The following is a 25,285-nucleotide window of genomic DNA, read 5'->3' as shown; positions in this document are numbered from 1 at the left end:
GCGACTTGGCCGCCCGTTCAGCGAAGATGGCGGAGTTTAACGCCGATTTGCCCGGGCGGGTCAAGAGATTTCCTGACCGGCGCCAAAGGGCGCCGGGGTGGGGGCGGGCAGCCTCAGGCCACCACCGCTTCGATCGCGTCGCGCAGTTCCTGGTAGCGGAACCGGCCGATGATGCGCCGGATCACCCGCCCGGATCGATCGACGACCACCGTATAGGGCAGACCGCCCGCGCGGTTGCCGAAGCGCCGGGACAGTTCGCTGCCGCCAGCGCCCGCCACCAGCAGCGGATAGCTGACCGGGCGCTCGACCGAGAATTTCCGGATGTTGTCCGGCGAATCGACGCCGAGCCCGAGCACCTGCAGCCCCGACTTCTCGTACTTCGTGTGGAGCTCGCTCAGTTCTGGCATTTCCTCGACGCAGGGCGGGCACCAGGTGGCCCAGAAGTTGACGACCAGCGGGCGGCCGCGCCACCGGCCGACGTCGACCGGGGACCCTGCCGCGTCGGGCAGATTGAGCGCGAAGAGCAGGTCGGTGGCATCGATCTCGGCCTCGCCCGGCGCGTAGCGCCGCCAGGCGGTCCAGGCGCCCAGGCCGCCGGCCACCGCCGCCAAGGCGCCGAACGCGAGCCAGCGTCGGCGCGCGGTCATCGCCGCGCGCCGGAGGCTTGCGCCGCCGCCTCGATGCGCGCGAGCAGCGACGGCAGGTCGCCGCGCTCGGCGCCGGCCGCCCCGGCCTTCAGCGCGCCGCGCAGGTCGTCCTGCTCGTAGAGCGACAGCATGACCGGCTCGTCGCGCCACCAGAAGACGATCGCCTCGACCTCGTCGCGGCTGCGGTCGCGGAAATGGGGGGTGGTCTCGACGTCGAAGCGGACGCCGTCGTTCAGAAGGTGGATCTCCACGTCTTTCGGGTTGTCGTGAAACAGTTGCAGGTGGATCGGTGCGTGTTCGGCGACGATGCCCTTCCAGACCGCCCCGGTCAGGTAGGGGTGGAAGGCCGCGAGCCGGCGCATCAGCGCGGCGGCCGCCTGGCGGCGCCGCGTCACGCGCGAGGCGTGGTCGTCGTCGAACAGGTCGAGGTGCTCGCGCAGGGCTTCGTCCACCTCGTCGTTGTCGGGCATCGATCCTTTCGGCGCGCCGTCGCCGAGCACCTGGCGGGCCGCCTTTCGCTTGGCGCTCGCGTAGTCGAGGCCGCCGTCGGCGATCAGGCGGGCGGCAGCGGCCGCGATCTCGAGCCGCAGCGGGTCGGAGGAGGTTTCGGTCATGGCGGTAGAATCCGGAGCTCCCTCGATTATCGCCCCGATGCACATCCACGTTCTCGGTATCTGCGGAACCTTCATGGGCGGAATCGCCGCGATCGCCCGCGAGGCCGGTCACCGGGTCACCGGCTGCGACGCCAACGTGTATCCGCCGATGAGCGACCAGTTGCGCAAGCTGGGCATCGAGCTGATCCAGGGCTACGACCCGGCGCAACTCGCGCTCGAACCCGACCTGTGGGTGGTCGGCAACGTGGTGTCGCGCGGCAATCCGCTGATGGAGGCGATCCTCGATGCGCGCCTGCCCTACGTTTCCGGGCCGCAGTGGCTGGCCGAACAGGTGCTGCGCGGCCGCCCGGTGGCGGCGGTGGCCGGCACGCACGGCAAGACGACGACCGCGTCGATGCTGGCCTGGGTGCTCGAGTCGGCAGGCCTGCGACCGGGCTTCCTGATCGGCGGCGTGCCTGTCGATTTCCCGGTGTCGGCGCGGCTGGGCGACGGCGACTGGTTCGTCATCGAGGCCGACGAGTACGACACCGCTTTCTTCGACAAGCGCTCGAAGTTCGTCCACTACCGGCCGCAGGTCGCGGTGCTGAACAACCTGGAGTTCGATCACGCCGACATCTTTCCCGATCTCGCCGCGATCGAGACGCAGTTCCATCATCTGGTGCGCACGGTGCCGCGCAGCGGATCGCTCGTCGTCAACGGCGACTCGCCGGCGCTCGATCGCGTGCTGGCGCGAGGCGTCTGGAGCGGTCTGGTGAGCTTCGGCGTGCCCGAGGGCTGGCACGAGGCAGCCGTGGCCGAGCTGCCCGGCCGGACCGAATTCGACGTGCTCGAAGGCGAGCTTCGCCACGGCCGCTGCAGCCTGCCGCTGGCCGGCGCCCACAACCGCGCCAACGCGCTGGCGGTGATCGCCGCGGCGGCAAGGGTCGGCGTGCCGCCGGCCGACGCGATCGAGGCGCTGGGCCGCTTCGGCGGCGTGCGGCGCCGGCTCGAGTTGCGCGGCACTCGGCGGGGCATCGAGGTCTACGACGACTTCGCCCACCATCCGACCGCGATCGCGACCACGGTGGCCGGCCTGCGGGCGCGGATCGGCGGAGCCGGGCGCATCCTGGCGGTGTTCGAGCCGCGCTCGAACACGATGAAGCTCGGGACGATGTCCTCACAGCTTCCCGACGCGCTGGCCGGGGCCGACCTGGCCTTCTGCTACACGGCGGACCTCGGCTGGGACGCCGCCGCCGCGCTGGCGCCGATGGGCGAGCGGGCGCGCGCGATCGGCGACATCGATGCGCTGGTCGCCGCGGTCGTCGCCGAGGCACGGCCGGGCGACCGCATCCTGGTGATGAGCAACGGCGCGTTCGGGGGCATCCACGATCGGCTGCTCGCCGCGCTGGACTGAAGCCGGATGCGCCACCCCGAACGTCCCCGGCTGATCTATCTGCACGGCTTCCGTTCGTCGCCGGCCTCGTTCAAGGCCCGGATCCTCGAGGAGCGGATGCTGGCCCTGGGCCGCGGCTCGGATTTCGTCTGCCCGCAACTGCCCGCCTCGCCGGCCGAGGCGGTGGCCCTGGTCGCCGACGGGCTGCGGCCGCTGCCGCAGGACACGCTGGTCGGCAGCTCGCTGGGCGGCTTCTACGCGGCCTGGCTCGCCGAGCGCCGCGGCTGCCGGGCGGTGCTGCTGAACCCGGCGGCGCATCCGGCCCGCGACCTGCGCGCCTACGTGGGCCCGCAGCGCATGTATCACAGCGACGAGGCCTTCGTGTTCGAGCCTCGCTACCTGGGCGAGCTCGAGGCGCTTGAGGTCGGCGCCATCACCTATCCCGAGCGCTACCTGCTGGTCGCGGCGAAGGGCGACGAGCTGCTCGACTGGCGCGAGATGGTCGCCAGCTACCCTGCCGGGCGGCAGATCGTGCTGGAGGGCGGCGACCACGGGCTGTCCGACTTCGCGGGGCTGGTCGACGAGGTGCTTCGCTTCGCGGGGATGCTGCCGGCGGGTTGAGGCGGGTTGAGGCGGGTTGAGGCGCGTTGAGGCGGGCCGGCGCGAGCGAAGGTCCGCGGCGGCCCGCGGCAGGCGATGCGAGTCCGCTGCCGGGGCGCGTCGGAGGCGGCGAGCCCCCGCGGTGACGACTGAAGTTCGAAATTCATCGACAAGGAGAGGAATCGATCATGCGTCTGAAGGACAGGGTGGCGATCGTCACCGGCGCGGCGGGCGGCATCGGGCTGGCCACCGCGAAGCGTTTCGCGAGCGAAGGCGCGAGGGTCGTGGTCGCCGACATCGACCCGGCGCGGATCGACGCGGCGGTGGCCGCGCTCGGCGCCGGGCCCGGGCAGGCGATCGGGGTGCGGGTCGACGTGACCGACCGCGCCAGCGTCGACGCGATGGTGGCCGCCGCGAAGCAGGCCTGGGGCCGGGTCGACTGCCTGGTCAACAACGCCGGCATCACGCTCGACGCCCGGCTGGTCAAGATGACGCCGGAGCAGTTCGACCGGGTGATCGACGTCAACCTGAAGGGCGTGTTCCACTGCACGCAGGCGGTGGCCGACACGATGATCCTGCAGGGATCGGGCGTGATCCTGAACGCCTCGTCCGTGGTCGGCCTGTACGGCAACTTCGGCCAGACCAACTACGCCGCCACCAAGGCCGGCCTGATCGGCTTCACCAAGACCTGGGCGCGCGAGCTGGGGCCCAAGGGCATCCGGGTGGCCGCGGTCTGCCCGGGCTTCGTGGCCACGCCGATCCTCGACACGATCCCCGAGGCGGTGATGCAGAAGATGGTCGACAAGGTGCCGCTGGGCCGGCTGGGCAAGCCCGAGGAGATCGCCAGCGTCTATGCGTTCCTGGCGTCCGACGACGCCAGCTACATCAACGGCGCGGTGATCGAGGTCTCCGGCGGGATCATGCTGTGACCGGCGGCTTCGCCCCGCCGACGGCCGACGCCGTCCGGGCGGGCGTCAGTCCGTTCGAGGCGCCCGACTCCTGTAATCTTGGCCGACGATGAAGCACCTGCTGTTCGAGGACAACGGCGACTTCAAGGCCGGTACCCTGATGTCCGAGGCCGGCTCGAGCCTGCAGGTCGAGCTGGCCAGCGGCAAACGGGCCAAGGTCAAGGCTTCGCACGTTCTGCTGCGATTCGACGCCCCGGCGCCCGATGCGCTGCTGCCGGCCGCCCGCGAGCTCGCCGAGGAGATCGACGTCGATTTCCTCTGGGAATGCGCGCCGCAGGAGGAGTTCGCGTTCACCGACCTGGCCGACGAGTACTTCGGCGGCCACGCCACGCCGGCCCAGGCCACCGCGCTGCTGATCAGGCTGCAGGGCGCGCCGGTCTATTTCCACCGCAAGGGGCGCGGCCACTACCGCCCGGCGCCGGCCGACACGCTGAAGGCCGCGCTGGCCGCGCTCGAGCGCAAGCGCCAGCAGGAAGCGCAGATCGAGCACGACGCCCGCGAGATGATCGAGGGCCGGCTGCCGCAGGCGGTCGCCGAGCAGGCCGCCTGGCTGCTGGTGCGCCCTGACAAGATGTCGCTCACCTGGAAGGCCTTCGAGCGGGCGCTGGCCGCTACCGGCAGGGGCCCGGAGCGGCTGCTGCTCGAGCTCGGCGCCTTCGCCTCGGCGCGCGACCTGCACATGGCGCGCTTCGCGGCCGAGCACTTCCCGCACGGCTTCGGAATCTCGCTGCGCCGCGACCCGCTCGACGGCTTCGCCGGGGTGGTGGCGGCGCTGCCTCTGGCCGAGGTCGAGGCCTTCTCGGTCGACGACTCGACGACCACCGAGATCGACGACGCGCTGTCGGTGCGCCGCACCGAGCGCGGCTGGCGGGTCGGCATCCACATCGCCGCGCCGGCGCTCGCGATCGCGCCGGGCAGCGAGCTCGACCTGGTCGCGCGCGAGCGGATGTCCACCGTCTACATGCCGGGCGGCAAGATCACGATGCTGCCCGAGCCGCTGATCGCGGCCTGCTCGCTCGACGAGGGCCGCGAGATGCCGGCGCTGTCGCTCTACCTGGACCTCGACGAGGACGGCGAGACGATCGTCGGCCGCTTCTCGCAGGCCGACCGGGTGCGGGTGGCGGCCAACCTGCGTCACGACCTGCTCGACGGCGTCTACACCGAGGCCGCGCTCGACGCCGGCCGCGCGCCGGCCTTCGACGCCGACGGCCAGCCGCTGCGTTTCGCCGAGGAGCTGCGGGTGCTGTGGAAGCTGTCGCTTGCGCTGTGCGCCGAGCGCGAACGCTTCCGCGGCAAGCCCGAGCCGCGCTTCCGGGCCGACTTCAGCTTCTACCTCGATCCCGACGGCGACGGCGACGAGCCGCGGGTGCGGATCGTGCCGCGGCGCCGCGACTCGCCGCTCGACCGCATCGTCGCCGAGATGGCGATCCTCGCCAACAGCGAGTGGGGCGGCCTGCTGGGCGAGCACGACGTGCCCGGCATCTACCGCTCGCAGCAGAACGGCCGGGTGCGGGTCACCAGCCATCCACTGCCGCACCAGGGGCTCGGCGTGTCGCAGTACATGTGGTCCAGCTCGCCGCTGCGCCGCTACGTCGACCTGGTGAACCAGCGCCAGCTGATCGCGGTGCTCGCCGGCGACAAGCCGCCGTTCGGCCAGAACGACGCGGACCTGTTCTCGGTGATGTCGGCCTTCGACGCGAAGTACACCGCCTACGCCGACTTCCAGCAGCGGATGGAGCGCTACTGGTGCCTGCGCTGGGTGGCGCAGCAGGGGCTCACGCGGGTCGACGCGGTCGTGGTGCGCGACGACCTGGTTCGGCTGGTCGACGCGCCGCTCTACTTCCGCCTGCCGGGCATGCCGATGCTGCCGGCGGGCCGCCGCTTCAAGGCCGACATCCTCGCGACCGACGATCTCGACCTGTCGGTCGAGGCGCGTTTCGTCGAGGCCGAGGCGGCGGGCAGCCTGTTCGACGAGGCCGACGACGAGCCGGCCGTCGGCTCGCTCTGAGGGCGGGAGGCGCGGCGAAGATGGCGAGCGCGGCGGCCATGGTTTCCACGGCGCAGGCCTGGCTGGGCCGGCTGGCGATGCCGCGCGACCGGCTCGCGTTCGCCTTCGGCGTCTCGATCCTGCTGCACCTTGTCGTGCTGATGCTGCGTTTCGCACCGCCCGCGCCGATCAAGTTCGAGCCGCTAGACCCTCGCCTCGAGGTGATCCTGCTCAACGCGCGCACCGAGGCGAAACCGGTCAAGCCCGAGGTGCTCGCGCAGGTCGACATGGTCGGCGGCGGCGACCGCGACACCGGCCGCGCGCGCAGCCCGCTGCCGGCCGAGAAGCAGGCGAGCGACGGCGACGCGCTGGTCCGCCAGCGCCAGCGGGTCGCCGAGCTCGAGGCCCGGCAGCGCGAGCTGCTGGCGCTGGCGGCCGGCAAGCCGGCGCCGGCGCCGGTCGAGCGTCCGGCGCCGGCGAAGACGCCCCAGCCGACCGGCGCCGACGAGCAGAACGTGGACCAGGTCATCGCGCGGCTGCAGGCGCAGATCGACAAGCAGATCTCCGACTACAACAAGCGGCCCAAGCGGCTCACCTACGGGATCAACGCGGTCGGCGTCAGCTACGCCCGCTACGTCGAGGACTGGGCCGCCCGGATCGAGAAGATCGGCACCGAGCGCTATCCGCCCGAGGCGCGCGGCAAGATGTACGACTCGCTGATCATCACGGTCGAGATCGACCGCGACGGCAACGTCGTCGACGTGATCGTCGACAAGCCCTCGAAGTACGCGCCGCTGAACCGCGCGGTCCGGCAGATCGTGCTGGCCGGCGCGCCCTATCCCCGCTTCAGCGCCGAGATGGCCCGCGAGGGCGACATCCTGCAGATCGTGCGCACCTGGAACTTCACCCGGGGCGGCCTCGAGACCCAGGCGGTCGACCGCTGACCCCTTCCCGATGGCAGGACGACCGATGGCAGACCGCTACGCCGTGATCGGCAACCCGATCGCCCACAGCCGCTCGCCGGCGATCCACGCCCGCTTCGCGGCGGCGACCGGGCAGGACATCGTCTACGAACGGCTGCTGGCGCCGGTCGGCGGCTTCGCCGAGGCGGCGCTGCGATTTCGCGCCGAAGGCGGCAGGGGCCTCAACGTGACGCTGCCCTTCAAGCTCGACGCCTTCGCGCTGGCCACCGAGCGCAGCGCCCGGGCCGAGGCGGCGGGCGCGGTCAACCTGCTCGCCTTCGACGGCGAGCGGATCTTCGGCGACAACACCGACGGCGCCGGCCTGGTGCGCGACGTCGAGGTGCGGCTCGGCGTGCCGCTGGCCGGCCGCTCGGTGCTGCTGCTGGGCGCCGGGGGCGCGGCGCGCGGCGTGATCCGCCCCTTGCTCGATGCCGGGGCCACGCGGGTCGCGATCGCGAACCGGACCGCCGCGCGGGCGCGCGAGCTGGCGACAGGCCTGGGCGACGCGCGGGTCGCCGGCTGCGGCTTCGACGAGGTCGGTGCGATGCTCGACGGCGGCGGGCCCTTCGACCTGCTGGTCAACGCGACGTCCACCGGCCTGGGCGGCGAGGCGCTGCCGGTTCCCGGGGCGCTGTTCGCCGCAGCGCTGCTGGCCTACGACATGGTCTACGCGGCAGCCCCCACGCGGTTCATGGCGCAGGCCGAGGCGGGCGGCTGCCCGCGCGTGTCCGACGGTCTCGGCATGCTGATCGAGCAGGCCGCGGAGTCCTTCCTGGTCTGGCGCGGCGTGCGGCCCGACACGGCGCCGGTGTACGCGGCGCTGCGCGCCGAGCTCGCGGCCGAGGCCGCGCGCTGAGCCCGGCGCGCGGGTCGAGCTTGCCGGCATCGGGCGAACATCGCGGCAGGCCTCGCGCGGGCGGGCCGTCCGGCCGGTCGCAGGCGCGCCGCCGGCTCGCCGGGCGGCCGCGCCGGGCTAGGCGGCGCGCGGTGCGACGCGGCGCGCTGCGCCTGCTCGGCCTGGGCGTCGGCTGGGCGGCCGCGCTGGCGTTCGCCGCGGGGCTGGCCTTGCAGGCCTGGTACTTCGGCCACGTGCTGTGGTGGAGCCAGATCGATCCGGGCTCGACCGCGTTCATGCGCACCGAGCTCGCCCGCCTCAGGCAGGCCGACCCGAAGGCCGAGCTTCGCTTCGACTGGGTGCCCTACGAGCGGATCTCGGTCCACTTGAAGCGGGCGGTCATCGCGGCCGAGGACGCGAAATTCACCGAGCACGAGGGGGTGGACTGGGACGCGATCGAGAAGGCCTGGCTGCGCAACCTCGAGCGGGGCCGGGTGAGCCACGGCGGCTCGACGATCACGATGCAGCTCGCCAAGAACCTCTTCCTGTCGGGCGAGCGCAGCTACCTGCGCAAGGGGCAGGAGCTGGTCATCACCTACATGATCGAGGCGGTGATGAGCAAGCGGCGGATCCTCGAGATCTACCTGAACGTCGCCGAATGGGGCACCGGCGTGTTCGGCGCCGAGGCGGGTGCGCGGCATCACTACGGCGTGCCGGCGGCGCGGCTCGGGCCGGCGCAGGCGGCGCGGATGGCGGCCATGCTGCCCCGGCCGCGCTACTACGACGCCAATCCGGGCTCTGCGGCTTTGGCGCGACGCTCGGCCTTCGTCGCGCGATGGATGGGGTCGATCGAGCCGCCCTGATCTAGAATCGGCCTGCCATGGCCGACGAAGACGTCCTGAACGCCGAGGAGGCCGAAGCCGCCTCCTCGCGCGACTACGACCCCGGCCCGGAGGCGCCCCAGTCGCGCGATCCGGAGGCTGCGTCGCGCGCGCTCGGCGAGGTGCAGGAGCTGCTTCGCCGGCACCGGGTCGTGCTGGAGCTGGCGCACCGCCAGCGCCACGGCGAGCCCGAGGAGCGGCACGAGCTGGTCGAACAGCTCGTCGAGAAGCAGCACCTGAACGAGCTGCGGGCGCGGCTCGACCGGCTGCACTCGGCCGACATCGCCTACGTGCTCGAGGCGCTGCCCTACCCGGACCGGATGATCGTCTGGGACCTGGTCAAGTCCGAGCGCGACGGCGAGATCCTTCTCGAGGTTTCCGAATCGGTCCGCGAGTCGCTGATCCAGTCCATGGATCGCGAGGAACTGGTCGAGGCGGTCGAGGCGCTCGACACCGACGAGATCGCCGAGCTCGCGCCCGACCTGCCGACCGACGTCGTCGAGGAGGTCAGCCAGGGCCTGAGCATCGAGGAGCGGGCCCAGCTGCGCGCGTCGATGTCCTATCCGGAGGACTCGGTCGGCGAGCTGATGGACTTCGAGGCGATCACGGTTCGCCACGACTACACGCTCGACATGGTGCTGCGAGAGCTGCGCACGCTCGAGGAGCTGCCCGACCACACCGACCAGGTATTCGTCGTCGACGAGCAGGGCGCGCTGCTCGGCGCGCTGCCGCTCGACAGGCTGCTGATCAACCAGCCCGACGTGATGGTCACCGACGTGATGAAGCGCGACGTGCTGACGCTGCAGCCGCTCGAGGAGGCCGGCGAGGCCGCCCAGGCCTTCGAGCGCTACGACCTGGTCTCGGCGCCGGTCGTCGACCCGTACGGCCGCGTGATCGGCCGCGTCACGGTCGCCGAGATGCTCGACGTGATTCGCGAGGAAGGCGAGTCCGAGGCGCTCGCCAAGGCCGGCCTGCGCGAGGAAGAGGACCTGTTCTCGAGCATCTGGGATTCGGCCCGCAACCGCTGGCCGTGGCTGGCGGTGAACCTGTGCACCGCGTTCTTCGCTTCGCGGGTCATCGGGCTGTTCGAGGGCACGATCGAGCGGGTCGTGGCGCTCGCCACGCTGATGCCGATCGTGGCCGGGCTGGCCGGCAACACCGGCAACCAGACGATGACGCTGCTGGTGCGCTCGATCGCGCTGGGGCAGGTCAACGCGTCGAACGCGCGCCGCCTGCTGCTCAAGGAATTCGCGATCGCCGGCCTGAACGGCGCGGCCTGGGGCACGATCGCCGGCATGGCGGCCTGGCTTCTCTACCGGTCGTCGCCGCAGGGCTGGCTGATCGGCCTCACGATGGGCCTGGCGATCGTGCTGAACCTGCTGGTCGCCGCGCTGATCGCGTTCGCCGTGCCGTTCACGCTCGAGCGGCTGGGCCGCGACCCGGCGATCGGCTCGTCGGTGCTGCTCACCTTCAGCACGGACAGCATGGGCTTCATGATCTTCCTCGGGCTGGCCACGCTGTTCTTCTCGTAGCGATCCCGGTTCGCGACGCTCGCCGGAAGCGGTGAATCGCGCGGATCGGTAATGCTAGACTCGATCGCGCGACAAGATTTCGGTCGACGCGCCCGATTGCCAACGCCCGGTTTCGAGAGCCTGGTTTGCCCAAGCCGTTCCTGCGATCACTGCCTGTTTCGCTGCTCCGCCGCCTGCTCGCGGTGGCGCTGGCGTTCCTGCTGCCGCTGCAGCTCGGCACGGCGCTGGCGGTTTCCCTCCCGATGTCGCTCCAGGGCGGCGCCGGTCTCGCTCATGCGGGCCACTTTCGGGCGGCGGCCGAGGCGCCAAGCGCGCAAGCGGTGCACGGGGGGCATGCGGTCGCCGGGCACGAGCTCGCGAGCTCGCATCGCGGCGGCGCGCCCTGCCACCAGGCGCCGACGGACGGACTCGCGCATGCCGCGGCCCCCGACCAGGGCGGGGCAGACCCCGGCTGCGCAGCCGCCGTCGAGCACGATTCGCTCGCCTGCCTGGATTGCGCCTTCTGCCTCGCCTCGTTCGTCGCGCTCGGCGCGCCCGAGGTGAGCAGCTGGCAGGCGCCCGTTGCCGGCGAGCTCTCGCCTTCGCCGGCAGACCGTTTCGACAGCCGGGCGCCGACGCCCCTGGATCGTCCACCGATCGCCTGATACCGGATCGCCGCGCGGCCCCCAGGCCGCGACATTCGTGACGACGTCGCTCATCGATGCGGCGTTTCCCACGCATCCGCTCATCAGGTGAACCATGAACAGACTCGTTTCACGCGCCCCGGCGCTCGCCGTGGCTGCCGCCCTCGCCGTGCCCGGCGCGGCGTTCCCGGCGCAGGCCTCGCCGCCAGATCCGTCGGCCGGCCATTCCGGCGTCGCCTCGCCGCTCGATCCGGCGGCAACGTCCACCGCGCCGGCCCGGGAGGGCCTGGCCGGCGCCTATCGCCCGCTGCCTTCGCTCGATCCGCTTCCCTGGCGCAAGCTATTCGACGAGCGCGGCGCCTTCGTCGACCACGGCGCGCCTGCCTCGCCGGCGCCCGCAGCGGCGCGGCAGGCGTCGATGCCCGGTCACGCTCCGATGCCGGGGCATGCCGCGACGCCAGGGCAGGCCGCCGGGGCCGGTGTCCTCGCGTCGGCCGACGGCGGCGACACCGCGCCGGCCGGAGCCGACGCGGTCGCCACAGTGCTGCGCATCGACCGCGAGGCGAAGCGCGTGCGTCTCAAGCACGGCCCGATCCGCAAGCTCGAGATGCCCGGCATGACGATGCTGTTCCAGGTCGCCGACCCGGCGCTGCTCGACGCGGTCTCGGTCGGCGACACCGTCGGCTTCAAGGTCGAGCAGCGGGGCCAGGCCTTCGTCGTCACCGAATGGGTCCGGGAGGGCGCGAAATGAGCGGGGCGTCCGGGACTCTCCACGGGCGGCAGGCCCGCCGGCTGCCGGCCCGCCGGCGCCCGGCGCAGGCCGTCGCCGTGGCGCTCGCCGCGCTCGCGCTGGCGGGCTGCGCGCAGTTCTCCGCCGACGGCGGCCTCGATCCGGCGCGCACGCTGGCGACCGAGCGCTTCGGCACGAAGGTCCAGCCCCTGCGCGACGACGCGGCGCGCGCCGGGGTCGACGCCGAGATCGACCAACTGCTCGCGTCCGAACTCGACGCCGATGCGGCAGTCAGGATCGCCCTGCTCGGCTCGCCGACGCTGCAGGCGAGCTTCGCCAGGCTCGGCATCGCCGAGGCCGACCTGGTGCAGGCGGGCCGGCTGCGCAACCCGGTGCTCTCGTGGATGAAGGTCGACAACGACGGCGGCGACAGCAAGCGGGAAGGGGTGCTGCTGTTCGACGTCGGGAACCTGCTGCTGATGCCGCTGGCGCGCGAGGTCGAGGGGCGCCGCTTCGAAGCGGCGCAGCTGTCGGCCGCCGCGGCGGTCGCGCGGGTCGCGCTGGATGCGCGCGCCGCCTGGTTCGACGCGGTGGCGGCCCGGCAGGCCGAGCGCTACCAGAGGGACGTCGTCGAGGCGGCCGAGCTCGGCCGCGACCTGGCGGTGCGGATGGCGCGCGTCGGCAACTGGCCGCAAGGCAGCGCGGTGCGCGAGCAATTGCTGTACGCCGAGTCGGTCGCGCAGCTCGAGCGCGCCCGCCAGCACGCGGTGGCGACCCGCGAGCGGCTCGTGCGCGCGCTGGGCCTGTGGGGCCCGCGCGCCGAGCTGAAGCTGCCCGATCGCCTGCCGCCGCTGCCGGACCGGCTGGCCGGGCCCGGCAACGTCGAGGCCGAGGCCATGCGCCAGCGCTACGACATCGCGGCGGCGCGCGCCGGCCTCGAAGGCACCGCGCGGGCGCTCGGGCTCACCCGGGCCAGCCGCTTCGTCAGCCTGCTCGAGCTGGGCCCGGCGCAGGTCCGCGAGGGCGACCACGACTGGATGCGCGGCTACGAGCTCGAGCTGTCGATCCCGCTGTTCGACTGGGGCGGCGCGAAGGTCGCGAAGGCCGAGGCGATCTACATGCAGGCTGCCGCCGACGCGGCGCGCGTGGCGATCGATGCGCGCTCCGAGGTCCGCGAGTCCTGGCAGGCCTGGCAATCGGCCTGGGAACTGGCGCGGCACTATCGCGACGAGATCGTCCCGCTTCGCAAGCGGATCTCCGACGAGCGCCTGCGCAAGTACAACGGGATGCTGATCGGCGTGTTCGACCTGCTCGCCGACGCCGGCCAGCAGGCCGCCACGATCAATGCGGCGATCGCCGCGCAGCGCGACTTCTGGCTCGCCGACGTGCGGATGCAGGCCGCGATGCTCGGCACCGGCGGTCCGGCCGGCGCGGCCGCGTCGCCCGCAGGCGCGCCGGCCGGCGCGATGCGGGCCGGCGCAGGCGCCGATCCGCACTGAGCCCCGAACGGAGAACGAACACCATGGTTTCACGCAGACAGTTCTTCGGCCGCGGCGCGGCGCTCGCGCTCGGCGCCGGGCTCGTGTCGAAGGCCGGCGCCGCCTCGCTGCCCGAGGCCCCGCAGATGGACAGCGCGGCGATGCAGCCGCCGCTCGTCCCCCCGAACGGCCGGCCCTACCGGCCGGTGGTCACGCTCAACGGCTGGACCCTGCCGTGGCGGATGAAGGACGGCTGGAAGGAGTTCCACCTGGTCGCCGAACCGGTGCGCCGCGAGATCGCGCCGGGCATGGTCGCGAACCTGTGGGGCTACAACGGCCAGTCGCCGGGCCCGACGATCGAGTGCGTCGAGGGCGACAAGGTGCGCATCTTCGTCACCAACCGGCTGCCCGAGCACACGACGATCCACTGGCACGGCATCCTGCTGCCCAGCGGCATGGACGGCGTGGGCGGGCTCACGCAGCCGCAGATCCCGGTCGGCAAGACCTTCGTCTACGAGTTCGAGATGACGAAGTCGGGCACCTTCATGTACCACCCGCATGCCGACGAGATGGTGCAGATGGCGATGGGGATGATGGGCTTCCTGGTCGTCCATCCGAAGAACCCGAAGGCGGTGCGCGGCTACGCCGAGGTCGACCGCGACTTCGTGTTCCTGATCAACGCCTACGACATCGAGCCAGGTTCGGCCACGCCGAAGATCAACACGATGCTCGACTTCAACCTGTGGACCTGGAACAGCCGGGCCTTCCCGGGGATCGACCCGCTGGTCGTTCGCAAGGGCGACAGGGTGCGGATCCGCTTCGGCAACCTGACGATGACCAACCACCCGATCCACCTGCACGGCTACGACTTCACGGTGGCGGGCACCGACGGCGGCTGGGTGCCGAAGACCGCGCGCTGGCCCGAGGTGACGACCGACGTGGCGGTCGGCCAGATGCGCGCGATCGAGTTCGTGGCCGACGCGCCGGGCGACTGGGCCTTCCACTGCCACAAGTCGCACCACACGATGAACGCGATGGGTCACGACGTGCCGACCACGATCGGCGTCGACTTCCGCGAGGTCGCGAAGCGCATCGAGCGGCTGGTGCCCGGCTACATGGCGATGGGCGACCGCGGCATGGCCGACATGGGCGAGATGGAGATGGAACTGCCGCCCAACACGCTGCCGATGATGACCGGCCGCGGCCCCTTCGGGCCGATCGAGATGGGCGGCATGTTCACCGTGGTCAAGGTGCGCGAGGGGCTCGCTGCAGACGACTATCGCGACCCAGGCTGGTACGCGCATCCGCCGGGGACCGTGGCCTGGGAGTGGAAGGGCGATGCAGGCAAGGGCGCCCTGGCAGAGCCGCCGCGCGCCTCGGCCGCGCCTTCGCCCGCGTCCGCGTCCGGGCAAGGCGCGTCGCCGCCGCTCGAACTGCAGGTCCGCAAGCCCGGCGCGCACAGGCATCACTGATCCGAAACCGATCTCCCGAGAAAGGAAGATACCGATGAAGTTCCACACCACGATTCTCTCGACGCTGCTGGGCTCGTCGCTGCTTGTCGGCGCGCCCGGCGCGGCGGCGCACGGCTCGTCGCACGGCGCATCTCACGGCCAGAAGGCCGTCGAGGTCGTCGAAACCGCCTTCGGTCGCACCGGCGACCCGGCGAAGGTCTCGCGGACGATCCGCGTCGAGATGCGCGACACGATGCGCTTCTCGCCCGAGGCGATCGAGATACGCAAAGGCGAGACGATCCGCTTCGAGGTCGTCAATGCCGGCGCCGCGCTGCACGAGATGGTGATCGGCACCGAGGAAGAGCTGAACAAGCATGCCGAGCTGATGAAGAAGTTCCCCGGCATGGAGCACGAGGAGCCGTACATGGCCCACGTGGACCCGGGCAAGACCGGCGCGATCGTCTGGCAGTTCACCCGGCCTGGCGAGTTCCGCTTCGCCTGCCTGGTGCCCGGGCATTTCGAGGCCGGCATGCTCGGCCGGATCACGGTAAAGGAGTGACAGGATGACGCAACGACGAATCGAACCCGCGCCCGCGGCGCGCGGCGAGGCGCTCGGGGCTGGCAAGGGGGCGCCCGCGCGACCCGGTCGCCGCGGGCTGTTGCTGGCCGCGCTGGCAGCGGCCGTCGCCGCGCCGGGCCTGGGCGTGCGGCCGGCCGTCGCGGCGCGCGCCCGGCCGCTCGTGGAAGTGTGGAAGTCGCCTACCTGCGGCTGCTGCGGTGGCTGGGTCGAGCACATGCAGGCGGCCGGCTTCGACGTGCGGATTCACGACGTGGGCAACGCCGCGGCGCGCGCGAAGGCCGGGCTGCCGATGCAACTCGGCTCCTGCCACACCGCGATCGTCGACGGCTACGTCGTCGAGGGCCACGTACCCGCCGCCGACGTGAAGCGGCTGCTCGCAGAGCGTCCGCAGGCGCTCGGTCTCGCCGTGCCCGGCATGCCGATCGGCTCGCCGGGCATGGAGCAGGGCGACCGGCGCGATCCGTACGATGTGCTGCTGGTCGCGCGCGACGGCTCGACCAGCGTCTGGAAGGCCTATCGCTGACGCCCGGCCAGCAGCGCGACGATCGCCGCCAGCGTGGCGATCGTCAGCGCCGGGCCGGCGTCCGCGGGCCGCGCGTCGGCCACCAGCGCGCCGATCGCGAGCGCGGCGGCCGCCAGCGCGAGCAGGCGGCAGGCCAGGCAGGCCGCCTGCAAGCGTCGTTCGCGGTCGTGTCGCCGGGTCTTCGGTCCTTCCGCCATCGCTCGCGCTCCTCGAATGGTTGGCGCAGCGATGATCGGCAGCCCCGGCGACCGGCCGCAAGCGTGGCCGCGCCGGTAGCTCGAGCTGCTACCGGCGGACGCGCTGCCGGATACGGTGCACGGTCAGGCCGGCCAGCGCCGACACCGCGGTCGCTGCCGCGAAGGCCGGCGGACCCGAGTCCCAGGCGCGCAGCAGCAGGACCAGCGCGGCGAAGAAGGCCACGAAGCCGACCAGGCCGATCGCGAAGCCGCGCAGCAGCGTGACGGTGGCCGCGTGGCCGTGCACCGGCAACGTGAAGCTGGGCAGGATGCTGCCGCTGATCGGCCAGGCGAGCATCAACCCGCTGACCGCGGCCGGCAGGTGTCCGGAACCGAGGATGATCGCTGCCGCCAGCGCGAAGCCGGCGCCGACCCGCATCAGGACCTCGCCGTTCGGCACGTGGACCGCGCCGGCCGACGCAGCGGCGCGCGGCATCATCGCCCACGCGACGAAGGGGCCGGCCAGCGCCATCGCCGCTGCAAGGGCGGCCGGCATCCACGACGCGGTCATCAGGCTGCCCACCGTGAAGAAGGCGATCGCTGCGCCTGCCAGGCAGCCCCACCAGGGCAGCCGGCGCGACAGCCACGCGAAGCACACGATGTGCGCGATCGCCGCCGGACAGGCCGACAGCGTGGCCTGCGCGATGTCCGCCACCCTTGCCGGGGGCAGGTCGATCAGCAGCGCGGCGACGATCGGCCCGCCGATGATCGGGAAACCAGCCAGCAGCCCCGAGATCGCGTGGCCGAAGCGCCGGGCCGCCAGCGTGGCGAGCAGGATGGAGGCGGGAACGAGCGCCAGCTTGAGCAGGAGCATCGAAAGGGGCTCAGCGGGCGGGCGCGGGCCGGATCAGCAAGCCTGTTGTCGAGACCCTGAGCTCCAGCTCGGCCGGGCCGTTCACCGCCACGAAGCTCGCCGATCCGTATTCTGCATCGTAGAGCGGCGCCAGCCAGGCGAAGCGACGGCGGATCTCGAACAGGTCGACCGGCGTTTCGGCGGCGAGCGTGTGGATCGTGCGTGCCGCAGCGCGCTCCTGCTCGAGCGATCGGTATCGGCCCGCCACGCGATCGAGAGACCACAGCGTGTGCACGCCGATCAGGTTGGCGGCGGGCTTCCACTTCAGGATACGGGCGTCCACGTAGATCTCGTCGCCGGCCAGCCGGTAGACCGCGACGCGGCCGTCGGGGAAGCGGAAGGTGGCGTCGAAGCGCTGGGGGCCGGCGGGCCGCACCGAGATCGTCGCCGCCAGCGCCTCGTGCGTGAGGCGCGAGTAGCCGTGCAGGCCGGCCAGCACGAAGCCCGCCGACAGCAGCAGCGCGCCGACCAGCGTCCGCCAGCCGAAGCGCCACAGCCGCGCGCGGCGCAGCGCGAACAGCGCGGCGATCAGCAGCAGCGCGCCGGTCAGGGCGAGCAGCGCGGCGGCGACGGGGATCAGGCCGGATATCTCGGGCATTCTCGAGCTGGCGTCGACCGGCCCGCGGAAGCGTGCCGGCGAATCGTGGACCAGCCCTCAGGATAATGGATCGCTTCGGGAGCTGCCCGCACGAGCCGGCCTGGTCGTGTTCACCTTGCGCGGTCCCTGAGCTAGGATCCTGCGGAGGGTCGGAAGCGCCGAGTCGATCGCGCGCCTCATCGTGGCAGCGCGCGCGTCCAGCCCGCGCTCCACGTAGTGGCGGATGTCGATCGAACCGTCGTCGCGCCTGCGGATCGCGGTCGCTGTGCCGCGTTTCTCGGTGCCGGTTCTCATCGCCTCGCTCCTTTGTCCCGTTCTACGGTGAGGACAGGATCGCGCGGCGGGCCGGGGCGTGCTCTGGGCTTCGCTCGGGAAAGCCCTGCCTTTTCCCTGTGGTTTCCCTGCGGCCGCCGGGGGCCAGGATCCAGGAGGCGCGGATGGCGGAAGGAGAGGTCGTCGGCTACCGGTTCGGGCCCGGCGAGATGCTGTGCGCGACCCGCGAACTTCGCGTGGCCGGCCGTGTGGTCCCGGTCGAGCCGCAAGTCTTCGACCTGATCCTGTGCCTGCTGCGCGCGCGCGATCGGGTCGTGTCGCGCGACGAACTGGTCGCCGAAGTCTGGCGGGGCAGGGTCGTGTCCGACTCCGCGATCAGCGCGCGGATCAGCGCCGCGCGGGCGGCGATCGGCGACGACGGGAATGCCCAGCGCTGGATCCGCACCGTGCCGCGCCGCGGCTTCCGCTTCGTCGGCGAGGTCGTCGAGCTCATCGGCGAGCAGGCACCCGGCGTTGCGCCGGCCGATGCGCCGCGCGCCGCTTCAGCCGCGGCGTCTGGCGAGGCGCCGCCGGCCGACGGCCACCAGCACGTCCGCTTCTGCCGCTCCGCCGACGGCACCCGGATCGCATGGGGCGCCACCGGCGAGGGGCCACCGCTCCTCAAGTCCGGGCACTGGCTCACGCATCTGGAACACGACTGGCACAGCCCGATCTGGCGGCCGATCCTCGATGAGTTCGGCCGGCGCTTCCGGGTCACGCGCTACGACCAGCGGGGTAACGGGCTGTCGCAGTGGGACGTCGCCGACTTCTCGCTGGACCGCTTCGTCGAGGACCTCGAGGCGGTCGTCGACGCCGTGGGGCTGGACCGATTCGCGCTGTACGGCACCTCGCAAGGCGCGGCGATCGCGATCGCCTACGCGGTTCGCCACCCGGGGCGCGTCAGCCACCTGATCCTTCACGGCGGCTTCGCGGTCGGCCGCCTGCGGCGCGGCTCCCCGGCCGAGCGCGAGCAGGGCGAGGCGATGCTGACGCTGATCCGGCATGGCTGGGGCCGCCCGGGCAGCGCCTTCGTGCGCGCGTTCGCCTCGATGTTCGTGCCGGGCGCGACGCGCGAGCAGCTCGACTCGCTGGTGGACCTGCAGCTGAACACGACGTCGCCGGAGAATGCCGCTCGCCTGCGGGCGGCCGTCGATAACTTCGACGTGTCGGCGCTGCTGCAGCGGGTGACCGTGCCGACGCTGGTGTTGCACGCCAGCGGCGACTCGGTGCAGCCGGTGGACCAGGGACGCGAGCTGGCCGCCGGCATTCCCGGCGCGGAGTTCGTGCTGCTCGAGAGCCCCAACCACGTGCTGCTGCGGGGCGAGGCGGCCTGGCCGGAGCTGTTCGACGAGATGGAGCGATTCGTCGCCCGGTGACGACCGGGAGACCGCGATGCCGATGACCGGATCCGCGGTTCTCCCGCTCGCGCGATGCCTCAGGCCGGCACCGCCCCCCGCCCGGCGCGACCGCGCGCGATGATCGTCTTCATGATCTGCGCGGTGCCGTCGCCGATCTGGAAGCCGAGCACGTCGCGCAGTCGCTGCTCCATGTGGCCGCGGTCGTAGCCCCCGTGCCCGAAGGACAGCAGGCACTGGTGGATCGCGTCGTAGGCGAGCTTCGGGCCCCACCACTTGCACATCGCCGCCTCGGCGGTGTGCGGCAGGCCGCGGTCCTTCAGCCACAGGGTCTGCAGGCACAGCAGCCGCGCGGCTTCGACCTGGGTCTCGTAATCGGCCAGCGGGTGCGACACGCCCTGGAAGGCCGACAGCGGCTTGCCGAAGGCCTCGCGCTGCGCGACGTATTCCCAGGTCTCCTCGAGCGCGACCCGCGCCACCGCCAGCACCTGCAGGCCGATCAGCGCGCGCGAGAAATCGAAGCCCTGCATCACCTGCACGAAGCCCTGGCCTTCCTGGCCGAGCAGGTGGTCGGCCGGCACGCGCGCGTTCTCGAAGAAGATCGAGCCGCGGCCGATCGCGCGCTGGCCGTGACAGTCGAAGCGGGTGGTGGTGACGCCCGGCGTGTCCATCGGCACCAGGATCGCCGACACGCCGCGCGCGCCGGAATCGACCGAGCCGGTTCGCGCGAACACCACGGTCGCGTCGGCCTGGTCGGCCGCCGAAATCGAGGTCTTCTCGCCGTCGATCACGTAGTGGTCGCCGTCGCGCGTCATCTTCAGCCGCAGGTTGGCGGCGTCCGAGCCGCCGCGCGGTTCGGTCAGAGCGATCGCGAGCAGCGCCTCGCCGCGCGTGAGCCTGGGCAGCCAGTGCGCGGCGATTTCGGGCCGCGCGTGCTCGGCCAGGATCTGGCCGGTCAGCGACGCGAGCAGGTTGATGTAGGACAGGCTCAGGTCGGCGCGCGCGATCTCCTCGTGGATCACGCCGGCGGCCAGGCAGCCGAGGCCCTGGCCGCCGTACTGCTCGGGCAGCTCGGGCGCGATGAAGCCCATCTCGCCCATCTGCCGCATCAGCTCGCGGTCGAGCACCCGCGTGCGGTCGCGCTCCAGGAAGCCCGGTGCGATGCGGTCCGTCGCGAAGCGCCGGGCGTGCTCGCTCAGCGCCGCGAGGTCATCGTCGATGTACGGGTTCATCGTCATCCCTCGCATGCGTCGATCACTTCGCGTACTTGCGGAAATCCGGCTTGCGCTTTTCCTGGAAGGACTTGACGCCCTCGCGCGACTCCTCGGTGTCGTAGTACAGCTTCAGCGCGTACATGCCCATCCCGGCGATGCCGGCCTGGTGCGCGGTGTCCATGTTGAACGAGCGCTTGGCGATCGCAATCGCGGTCGGGCTCTTCTCCATGATCTCGTCGCACCACTTCTGCACCTCGGCGTCGAGCTGCTCGTGCGGCACCACCGCGTTGACCAGCCCCATGGCCAGCGCCTCGGCGGCCGGGTAGCGGCGGCACAGGTACCAGATCTCGCGCGCCTTCTTCTCGCCGACCACGCGCGCCAGGAAGGCGGTGCCGAAGCCCGGGTCCACCGAGCCCATCTTCGGGCCCACCTGGCCGAAGATGGCCTTCTCGGAGGCGATCGTGAAGTCGCAGATCGTGCACAGCACGTTGCCGCCGCCGATCGCATAGCCCTGCACCCGGGCGATCACCGGCTTGGGCACGTCGCGGATCGCGTTGTGCAGCTCCTCGATCGGCAGGCCGATCGTGCCGCGGCCGTCGTACTGGCCCTCGTGGGCCGACTGGTCGCCGCCGGTGCAGAACGCGCGCTCGCCGGCGCCGGCCAGCACGATCGCGCCGATGTTCCGGTCGTAGCCGGCGCGGTTGATCGCGTGGATCAGCTCGTCGCAGGTCTTGCCCCGGAAGGCGTTCATCTTCTCCGGCCGGTTGATCGTGATCCAGGCCGCGCCGTTGCGCACTTCGTACAGGATGTCTTCGTAGTTCATGTCGGGTTCCTTGTCGTGAGATCGGGACGCGCTGCAGGTTTCCCCGTGCGTCCTCAGCCTGCCATCGTCAGGCCGCCGGAAACGCTCAGCACCTGGCCGGTGATGTAGCCGGCGTCGTCGCCCGCGAAGAAGAGGATCGCGCCCGGCAGGTCGTCGGGCTGGCCGATGCGGCCCAGCGGGATCGAGCGGGTGAAGGCCTCGACCAGCTTCTCCGGGTTGCCGGCGCCTTCCTTGTAGTCGGCGAACAGCGCGGTGTCGGTCGGCCCCGGGCAGACCACGTTGACCGTGATGCCGTGGCGCGCGTGCTCCCGCGCGATCGTCTTGGAGAACGCGACCAGCCCGCCCTTGCAGGCCGCGTAGACCGCCTCGCCCGAGGAGCCGACTCGCGCGGCGTCGGACGACACGTTCACGATGCGGCCGCGCCGGCGCTCGACCATGCCGGGCAGCACCGCGTGGTGCATGTGCAGCGCGCCGACCAGGTTGATCGCGATCAGCCGGTCCCACTGGGAAGGCTCGGTCTTCGTGAAGGGCTTGAAGATGTCCCAGCCGGCGTTGTTGACCAGCACGTCGACCGGCCCGAGGCGCTCGGTCGTGGCCGCGACGGCGGCGTCGACGCTGGCGCGGTCGGTGATGTCGCAGCCGATCGCCTCGGCAACGCCGCCTGCCGCGCGGATCTCGCCGGCCACCTTGGCGGCGGCCTCGGCGTTGCGGTCCAGGACCGCGACCCTGGCGCCCGCCGCGGCGAAGCGGCGGCAGGTGGCCCCGCCGATGCCGCCGCCACCGCCGGTCACGATCACGGTCTTGCCTTCGAATGCGCTCACGGTTTCCTCCTTGTCGGCGCTGCCGTGCGCGGCCTCCGGGCGAGCGCACGAGCGGGTGTGGATCAGCTGGCGCGGGCCGGCTGTTGTACGTCAATATGTTGACGTATAGTATCCGCGATGCACGGGCGATTCAAGCCCCCGGAGTCGACCGGATATGACCAGGCGAAAACAGACGATTCAGGACCCTGCCAGGATGGACCTGGCGAACAGGCTCTTCTTCCGGCTGTACCAATGCGCAAACATGTTGCACAAAACAGGGTCGCGCGCGGTCGAGCAGGAAGGGCTCACCACCCAGCAGTGGGCGGTGCTCGGCGCGCTGTCGCGTCCGCAGGCGGCCGCCGGCATGACCGTCAACGAGCTCGCGCGCTACCTGATGGTCAGTCGCCAGAACCTCTCCGGGGTGATCGGCCGGATGGAGCGCGACGGCCATCTCGCCAGCGCGACCGACGGACAGGACCGGCGAGCACGGCGAATCACGATGACGCCCTCCGGGCGCCGTGTCTGGAACCAACTGGCGCAACCGAAGATCCACGCCTACTACGCGCAGGCGCTCGAGGGTTTTTCGGCCGACGACATGACCCACGCGATCCACTACCTGCTGAAGCTGCTCGACAACATGGAACGGCTCGACGCGCGGGCGCGCGGCTGAGGCGGTTAGGATTGGGTCTTCGCAGCCGGGCCGTGCGCCCGCCGACGAAGGAGTGACCCTTGGGTTCCGACGACCCTTCCGACCCTCGCGCGGCGCGGCCGCGGCGGGCGCGCGTCGCCGCGGCGCTGCGCTCGGCCCTCGACGATTTTCGTCTCTACCTGTCGCGAGCCGACGCGCTGGTCGGGCTGTCGCTGCTCGGCGTGGCGGCCGGGCTCGTGACCGGCGTCGTCATCGTCGCCTTCCGGATGCTCACCGAGTGGAGCCTGGTGCTGGCCGGCCTGCTGCCGAACGCCGAGCGCTTCGAGCTGCTCGCCTGGGAGTGGCGGCTGGGCCTGCCGATCGCGGGCGGGCTCGCGATCGGGCTGCTGTTCAGGCTGTTCGCGGTGGGCGCGCGCCAGGTCGGCCCGGTGCACGTGATGGCGCAACTGGCGGCGCACGGCGGTCGCATGCCCTGGCGCAACGCGCTGCTGCAGTTCGTGGGCGGCGCGCTGTCGATCGTGTCCGGCCATTCGGTCGGCCGCGAGGGACCGGTGATCCACGTGGGCGCGGCCAGCGCGAGCCTGCTGGGCCAGTGGATGGGCCTGCCGAACAACAGCATCCGCACGCTGGTCGCCTGCGGCGTGGCCGGCGCGATCGCCGCGTCGTTCAACACGCCGATCGCCGGCGTGGTGTTCGCGATGGAGGTCGTGATGCTCGAGTACACGCTGCTCGGCTTCGCGCCGGTGATCCTGGCGGCGGTCACCGCGACCTCGCTCAGCCGGCTCGTCTACGGCCCCGACCCGGCCTTCGCGGTGCCCGAGCTGCACCTGGTCTCGCTGCTCGAGCTTCCCTGGATCGTGCTGCTCGGCGTTGTCATCGGCTGCATGGCGGCGGCGTACGTGGCCGGCGTGCGTCGCGTCGACGAGCGCTTCCGCCACCTGCCGCTGGTGTTGAGGACCACGCTCGCCGGCGCCATCTGCGGGCTGTGCGCGCTGGTCGCGCCGGAGATCATGGGGCTCGGCTACGACACGGTTCAGCTCACGCTGATCGGCGGCATCGGCCTGGGGGCGCTGGTCGTCATCGCCGCGACCAAGCTGGTGGCCACGATCGCCTGCGGCGGGCTGGGCCTGCCCGGCGGGCTGATCGGCCCGATGATCGTGATGGGCGCCACCGCCGGCGGCGCGCTGGGCGTCGTCGGCCATGCGATCGTTCCCGACGCGAGCGCGTCGGCGGCCTTCTACGCCGCGCTCGGCATGGTGGCGATGATGGGCGCGAGCCTGCAGGCGCCGCTGGCCGCACTGATGGCGATCCTGGAGCTGACCGCGAACCCGAACACGATGCTGCCGGGCATGGTGGCGGTGATCACCGCCTTCCTTGTCGCGCGCGTGGTCTTCCGGCAGGACCCGATGTTCGTGTCGATCCTGCGTTCGCGCGGCATGGACTTCCGCTTCGATCCGGTGGCGCAGGCGCTCGAGCGCACCGGCGTCGGCGCGGTGATGAGCCGGCGCTTCGTCGCGGTGGAGCAGGGGGCGGACGAGGCGGCGCTGCAGCGGGCGCTCTCGGGCCGTCCCGACTGGCTGCTGGTGGTCAAGGGCGATGAGGTCGTCGGCGCGCTCAGGGCGGCGGACCTGCCCGCGCTCTCGGGTCAGGACGTCGACGAGGCAACGCCCTGGTCGCTGCCCGACGTGCTGCCCGCGTTCGCCACCGTCGACCTGAACGCCACCCTGCGCGAGGCGCGCGCCGCGCTGGAGAAGTCGCGCGCCGACGTCGTGCTCGTCTGCGGCGGCAGGCAGCCCCGCAGGAACCGGGTCTACGGGCTGCTCGGCCGCGCGACGATCGATCAGGGGGCAGGACAGGGATTCTGAGCCGGCTGCTGGCGGTCGCCGGCCTGCCCGGCTTCAGGGGGCAGGCCGAAGAATCGCCGGCCCAGCGGCGAGATCGGCTCCAGGGGCCTGCATGCGCCGCCGGTCAGGCGGCGGACTTCGTCGACCAGCCGCGTGCCGTGTCCCCGGCGCCGGTACATCGGGTTGACGAAGATGTACTCGATGTCGCCCGCGTCGTCGAAGCGGCAATAGCCGATCGTCGTGTTGGCATTCCGGATCAACACGATCCCGTCGGTCGCGTCGATCCCGATGCCGTCGTTGTCGCCCGCTTGCTGCATGCAGGCGATTCTCAGCGATCGTGGCCGCGTCCCTTGCCGTTGCCCCTCCCGGGGCCGTGGTCGTCGTCGCGGCCGCGGCCCCTGCCGCGCTCGTCGCCGCGGTATTCCACCTGACGGGCGCGGGCATGCTCGCGATAGCGCGGCGCGTACTCGCGCTCGTACCAGCCCCCGTCGACGAAGTACACCGGCTGGGCGCAGGCGCCGTACTTGTGGCAGTGCTTGCCCCAGTTCTTGGCATGACCGGGCGGCACGTGCAGGTACAGCGGGCGCCCCACGACCACCGGTGCCTGCTGGATGATCACCGGCTGCGGGTAGAGCAGCGGAGGCGGGCGGTGGAAGTCGCCGATGTCGATCCGGCCGTAGAAGCCGGGCTGGCCGATGCTGACCGACACGCCGACGTCGGCCGCCAGCGCGGGCAGCGCGCAGGCCGCCAGGCCTGCGGCGAGGAGGAAACGCTTCATGTCTTGGATCCTTCAGCGGTTCGGTAATCGACGGGGGCGG

The 25,285-nt window shown here is 72.0% G+C and carries 27 protein-coding genes; 17 read left to right on the top strand and 10 right to left on the bottom strand.

Annotated features, from left to right (window positions below; all coding sequences use genetic code 11):
* Window positions 1-113 precede the first annotated feature (113 nt).
* Both M6I34_RS09210 and M6I34_RS09205 read right to left on the bottom strand, forming a co-directional pair.
* Window positions 114-647, bottom strand: coding sequence for a TlpA family protein disulfide reductase (locus M6I34_RS09210; RefSeq protein ID WP_272485396.1), 534 nt, complete (start codon window positions 645-647; stop codon window positions 114-116).
* Window positions 644-1,261, bottom strand: a complete 618-nt coding sequence (locus M6I34_RS09205; protein ID WP_272485395.1) for a hypothetical protein — start codon at window positions 1,259-1,261, stop codon at window positions 644-646. The genes M6I34_RS09210 and M6I34_RS09205 overlap by 4 nt, the downstream gene beginning before the upstream one ends.
* Before the next feature lie 37 nt (window positions 1,262-1,298).
* Here M6I34_RS09205 and mpl point away from each other — a divergent pair, with 37 nt between their 5' ends.
* From mpl to M6I34_RS09135, 14 genes are all read left to right on the top strand, one after another.
* A complete protein-coding gene (gene mpl, locus M6I34_RS09200) occupies window positions 1,299-2,654 on the top strand; it encodes a UDP-N-acetylmuramate:L-alanyl-gamma-D-glutamyl-meso-diaminopimelate ligase (RefSeq protein WP_418953504.1) in 1,356 nt (451 codons plus the stop codon).
* Between the two features lie 6 nt (window positions 2,655-2,660).
* Window positions 2,661-3,254, top strand: a complete 594-nt coding sequence (locus M6I34_RS09195) for a YqiA/YcfP family alpha/beta fold hydrolase (RefSeq protein WP_272485394.1) — start codon at window positions 2,661-2,663, stop codon at window positions 3,252-3,254.
* A gap of 167 nt (window positions 3,255-3,421) precedes the next feature.
* Window positions 3,422-4,162, top strand: coding sequence for a 3-oxoacyl-ACP reductase FabG (gene fabG / locus M6I34_RS09190; RefSeq protein ID WP_272485393.1), 741 nt, complete (start codon window positions 3,422-3,424; stop codon window positions 4,160-4,162).
* 88 nt (window positions 4,163-4,250) lie between these two features.
* Entirely contained in the window at window positions 4,251-6,209 is a 1,959-nt protein-coding gene (locus tag M6I34_RS09185; RefSeq protein ID WP_272485392.1) for a ribonuclease catalytic domain-containing protein, read from the top strand.
* A gap of 38 nt (window positions 6,210-6,247) precedes the next feature.
* A complete protein-coding gene (locus M6I34_RS09180) occupies window positions 6,248-7,132 on the top strand; it encodes an energy transducer TonB (RefSeq protein ID WP_272485391.1) in 885 nt (294 codons plus the stop codon).
* Between the two features lie 25 nt (window positions 7,133-7,157).
* Window positions 7,158-8,006 (top strand): shikimate dehydrogenase, encoded by an 849-nt coding sequence (gene aroE, locus M6I34_RS09175; protein WP_272485390.1) that lies wholly within the window; start codon window positions 7,158-7,160, stop codon window positions 8,004-8,006.
* Window positions 8,007-8,158: 152 nt separating this feature from the next.
* A complete protein-coding gene (gene mtgA, locus M6I34_RS09170) occupies window positions 8,159-8,848 on the top strand; it encodes a monofunctional biosynthetic peptidoglycan transglycosylase (RefSeq protein WP_418953547.1) in 690 nt (229 codons plus the stop codon).
* 17 nt (window positions 8,849-8,865) lie between these two features.
* Complete coding sequence (gene mgtE, locus M6I34_RS09165) at window positions 8,866-10,398, top strand: magnesium transporter (RefSeq protein ID WP_272485389.1); 1,533 nt, start codon at window positions 8,866-8,868, stop codon at window positions 10,396-10,398.
* A gap of 125 nt (window positions 10,399-10,523) precedes the next feature.
* Window positions 10,524-11,042, top strand: a complete 519-nt coding sequence (locus tag M6I34_RS09160) for a hypothetical protein (RefSeq protein WP_272485388.1) — start codon at window positions 10,524-10,526, stop codon at window positions 11,040-11,042.
* Between the two features lie 94 nt (window positions 11,043-11,136).
* Window positions 11,137-11,772, top strand: coding sequence for a copper-binding protein (locus tag M6I34_RS09155; RefSeq protein WP_272485387.1), 636 nt, complete (start codon window positions 11,137-11,139; stop codon window positions 11,770-11,772).
* Complete coding sequence (locus M6I34_RS09150; RefSeq protein WP_272485386.1) at window positions 11,769-13,250, top strand: TolC family protein; 1,482 nt, start codon at window positions 11,769-11,771, stop codon at window positions 13,248-13,250. Before M6I34_RS09155 ends, M6I34_RS09150 begins: the two co-directional genes overlap by 4 nt.
* Window positions 13,251-13,273: 23 nt before the next feature.
* Window positions 13,274-14,701 carry a multicopper oxidase family protein gene (locus tag M6I34_RS09145; protein WP_272485385.1) on the top strand — a complete coding sequence of 476 codons (1,428 nt, stop codon included), beginning with the start codon at window positions 13,274-13,276 and terminating at the stop codon, window positions 14,699-14,701.
* 34 nt (window positions 14,702-14,735) lie between these two features.
* Window positions 14,736-15,239: a cupredoxin domain-containing protein gene (locus M6I34_RS09140; RefSeq protein ID WP_272485384.1), complete on the top strand. Its 504-nt coding sequence runs from the start codon at window positions 14,736-14,738 to the stop codon at window positions 15,237-15,239.
* Window positions 15,240-15,243: 4 nt separating this feature from the next.
* On the top strand, window positions 15,244-15,783 hold the full coding sequence (locus M6I34_RS09135) for a DUF411 domain-containing protein (RefSeq protein WP_272485383.1): 540 nt from the start codon (window positions 15,244-15,246) through the stop codon (window positions 15,781-15,783).
* On the opposite strand, the gene M6I34_RS09130 is transcribed toward M6I34_RS09135, so the two are convergent.
* The 3 genes from M6I34_RS09130 to M6I34_RS09120 all read right to left on the bottom strand — a co-directional run bounded on the left by M6I34_RS09130 (window position 15,774) and on the right by M6I34_RS09120 (window position 17,470).
* Window positions 15,774-15,980, bottom strand: a complete 207-nt coding sequence (locus M6I34_RS09130; RefSeq protein WP_272485382.1) for a hypothetical protein — start codon at window positions 15,978-15,980, stop codon at window positions 15,774-15,776. The genes M6I34_RS09135 and M6I34_RS09130 overlap by 10 nt on opposite strands.
* An 88-nt stretch (window positions 15,981-16,068) precedes the next feature.
* Complete coding sequence (locus M6I34_RS09125) at window positions 16,069-16,833, bottom strand: hypothetical protein (RefSeq protein WP_272485381.1); 765 nt, start codon at window positions 16,831-16,833, stop codon at window positions 16,069-16,071.
* 10 nt (window positions 16,834-16,843) lie between these two features.
* On the bottom strand, window positions 16,844-17,470 hold the full coding sequence (locus M6I34_RS09120) for a hypothetical protein (RefSeq protein ID WP_272485380.1): 627 nt from the start codon (window positions 17,468-17,470) through the stop codon (window positions 16,844-16,846).
* A 437-nt stretch (window positions 17,471-17,907) separates the two neighbouring features.
* Here M6I34_RS09120 and M6I34_RS09115 point away from each other — a divergent pair, with 437 nt between their 5' ends.
* A complete protein-coding gene (locus M6I34_RS09115) occupies window positions 17,908-19,158 on the top strand; it encodes an alpha/beta hydrolase (protein ID WP_272485379.1) in 1,251 nt (416 codons plus the stop codon).
* A 59-nt stretch (window positions 19,159-19,217) separates the two neighbouring features.
* On the opposite strand, the gene aliB is transcribed toward M6I34_RS09115, so the two are convergent.
* The 3 genes from aliB to badH are packed head-to-tail and all read right to left on the bottom strand — an operon-like array spanning window position 19,218 to window position 21,995.
* Window positions 19,218-20,369: a cyclohexanecarboxyl-CoA dehydrogenase gene (gene aliB, locus M6I34_RS09110; RefSeq protein ID WP_272486639.1), complete on the bottom strand. Its 1,152-nt coding sequence runs from the start codon at window positions 20,367-20,369 to the stop codon at window positions 19,218-19,220.
* Window positions 20,370-20,391: 22 nt separating this feature from the next.
* Entirely contained in the window at window positions 20,392-21,174 is a 783-nt protein-coding gene (gene badI, locus M6I34_RS09105; RefSeq protein WP_272485378.1) for a 2-ketocyclohexanecarboxyl-CoA hydrolase, read from the bottom strand.
* A gap of 53 nt (window positions 21,175-21,227) precedes the next feature.
* Complete coding sequence (gene badH, locus M6I34_RS09100) at window positions 21,228-21,995, bottom strand: 2-hydroxycyclohexanecarboxyl-CoA dehydrogenase (protein ID WP_272485377.1); 768 nt, start codon at window positions 21,993-21,995, stop codon at window positions 21,228-21,230.
* Window positions 21,996-22,188: 193 nt separating this feature from the next.
* On the opposite strand from badH, the gene M6I34_RS09095 reads away from it, so the two are divergent.
* Together M6I34_RS09095 and M6I34_RS09090 are read left to right on the top strand one after the other, a co-directional pair.
* Complete coding sequence (locus M6I34_RS09095) at window positions 22,189-22,644, top strand: MarR family winged helix-turn-helix transcriptional regulator (protein ID WP_272485376.1); 456 nt, start codon at window positions 22,189-22,191, stop codon at window positions 22,642-22,644.
* A gap of 59 nt (window positions 22,645-22,703) precedes the next feature.
* A complete protein-coding gene (locus M6I34_RS09090) occupies window positions 22,704-24,488 on the top strand; it encodes a chloride channel protein (RefSeq protein ID WP_272485375.1) in 1,785 nt (594 codons plus the stop codon).
* Here the strand turns inward: M6I34_RS09090 and M6I34_RS09085 are convergent.
* Both M6I34_RS09085 and M6I34_RS09080 read right to left on the bottom strand, forming a co-directional pair.
* Window positions 24,464-24,784 carry a GNAT family N-acetyltransferase gene (locus M6I34_RS09085; protein ID WP_272485374.1) on the bottom strand — a complete coding sequence of 107 codons (321 nt, stop codon included), beginning with the start codon at window positions 24,782-24,784 and terminating at the stop codon, window positions 24,464-24,466. The two genes, M6I34_RS09090 and M6I34_RS09085, sit on opposite strands and share 25 nt — an antisense overlap.
* An 11-nt stretch (window positions 24,785-24,795) precedes the next feature.
* On the bottom strand, window positions 24,796-25,245 hold the full coding sequence (locus M6I34_RS09080; RefSeq protein ID WP_272485373.1) for a hypothetical protein: 450 nt from the start codon (window positions 25,243-25,245) through the stop codon (window positions 24,796-24,798).
* Between the last annotated feature and the right edge of the window lie 40 nt (window positions 25,246-25,285).

The organism is Zeimonas sediminis (assembly GCF_023721795.1).
Classification (GTDB): domain Bacteria; phylum Pseudomonadota; class Gammaproteobacteria; order Burkholderiales; family Burkholderiaceae_E; genus Zeimonas; species Zeimonas sediminis.
Note: the sequence above shows the minus strand (reverse complement) of the source record. Positions and strands in the feature narration are given on the sequence as shown.

Excerpts from the sequence above, each read along its gene's own strand:
- M6I34_RS09210 (WP_272485396.1), bottom strand. The coding sequence starts at position 647 with ATGACCGCGCGCCGACGCTGGCTCGCGTTCGGCGCCTTGGCGGCGGTG.
- M6I34_RS09205 (WP_272485395.1), bottom strand. The coding sequence starts at position 1,261 with ATGACCGAAACCTCCTCCGACCCGCTGCGGCTCGAGATCGCGGCCGCT.
- mpl (WP_418953504.1), top strand. The coding sequence starts at position 1,299 with ATGCACATCCACGTTCTCGGTATCTGCGGAACCTTCATGGGCGGAATC.
- M6I34_RS09195 (WP_272485394.1), top strand. The coding sequence starts at position 2,661 with ATGCGCCACCCCGAACGTCCCCGGCTGATCTATCTGCACGGCTTCCGT.
- fabG (WP_272485393.1), top strand. The coding sequence starts at position 3,422 with ATGCGTCTGAAGGACAGGGTGGCGATCGTCACCGGCGCGGCGGGCGGC.
- M6I34_RS09185 (WP_272485392.1), top strand. The coding sequence starts at position 4,251 with ATGAAGCACCTGCTGTTCGAGGACAACGGCGACTTCAAGGCCGGTACC.
- M6I34_RS09180 (WP_272485391.1), top strand. The coding sequence starts at position 6,248 with ATGGTTTCCACGGCGCAGGCCTGGCTGGGCCGGCTGGCGATGCCGCGC.
- aroE (WP_272485390.1), top strand. The coding sequence starts at position 7,158 with ATGGCAGACCGCTACGCCGTGATCGGCAACCCGATCGCCCACAGCCGC.
- mgtE (WP_272485389.1), top strand. The coding sequence starts at position 8,866 with ATGGCCGACGAAGACGTCCTGAACGCCGAGGAGGCCGAAGCCGCCTCC.
- M6I34_RS09155 (WP_272485387.1), top strand. The coding sequence starts at position 11,137 with ATGAACAGACTCGTTTCACGCGCCCCGGCGCTCGCCGTGGCTGCCGCC.
- M6I34_RS09150 (WP_272485386.1), top strand. The coding sequence starts at position 11,769 with ATGAGCGGGGCGTCCGGGACTCTCCACGGGCGGCAGGCCCGCCGGCTG.
- M6I34_RS09145 (WP_272485385.1), top strand. The coding sequence starts at position 13,274 with ATGGTTTCACGCAGACAGTTCTTCGGCCGCGGCGCGGCGCTCGCGCTC.
- M6I34_RS09140 (WP_272485384.1), top strand. The coding sequence starts at position 14,736 with ATGAAGTTCCACACCACGATTCTCTCGACGCTGCTGGGCTCGTCGCTG.
- M6I34_RS09135 (WP_272485383.1), top strand. The coding sequence starts at position 15,244 with ATGACGCAACGACGAATCGAACCCGCGCCCGCGGCGCGCGGCGAGGCG.
- M6I34_RS09130 (WP_272485382.1), bottom strand. The coding sequence starts at position 15,980 with ATGGCGGAAGGACCGAAGACCCGGCGACACGACCGCGAACGACGCTTG.
- M6I34_RS09125 (WP_272485381.1), bottom strand. The coding sequence starts at position 16,833 with ATGCTCCTGCTCAAGCTGGCGCTCGTTCCCGCCTCCATCCTGCTCGCC.
- M6I34_RS09120 (WP_272485380.1), bottom strand. The coding sequence starts at position 17,470 with ATGCCCGAGATATCCGGCCTGATCCCCGTCGCCGCCGCGCTGCTCGCC.
- M6I34_RS09115 (WP_272485379.1), top strand. The coding sequence starts at position 17,908 with ATGGCGGAAGGAGAGGTCGTCGGCTACCGGTTCGGGCCCGGCGAGATG.
- aliB (WP_272486639.1), bottom strand. The coding sequence starts at position 20,369 with ATGAACCCGTACATCGACGATGACCTCGCGGCGCTGAGCGAGCACGCC.
- badI (WP_272485378.1), bottom strand. The coding sequence starts at position 21,174 with ATGAACTACGAAGACATCCTGTACGAAGTGCGCAACGGCGCGGCCTGG.
- M6I34_RS09095 (WP_272485376.1), top strand. The coding sequence starts at position 22,189 with ATGGACCTGGCGAACAGGCTCTTCTTCCGGCTGTACCAATGCGCAAAC.
- M6I34_RS09085 (WP_272485374.1), bottom strand. The coding sequence starts at position 24,784 with ATGCAGCAAGCGGGCGACAACGACGGCATCGGGATCGACGCGACCGAC.
- M6I34_RS09080 (WP_272485373.1), bottom strand. The coding sequence starts at position 25,245 with ATGAAGCGTTTCCTCCTCGCCGCAGGCCTGGCGGCCTGCGCGCTGCCC.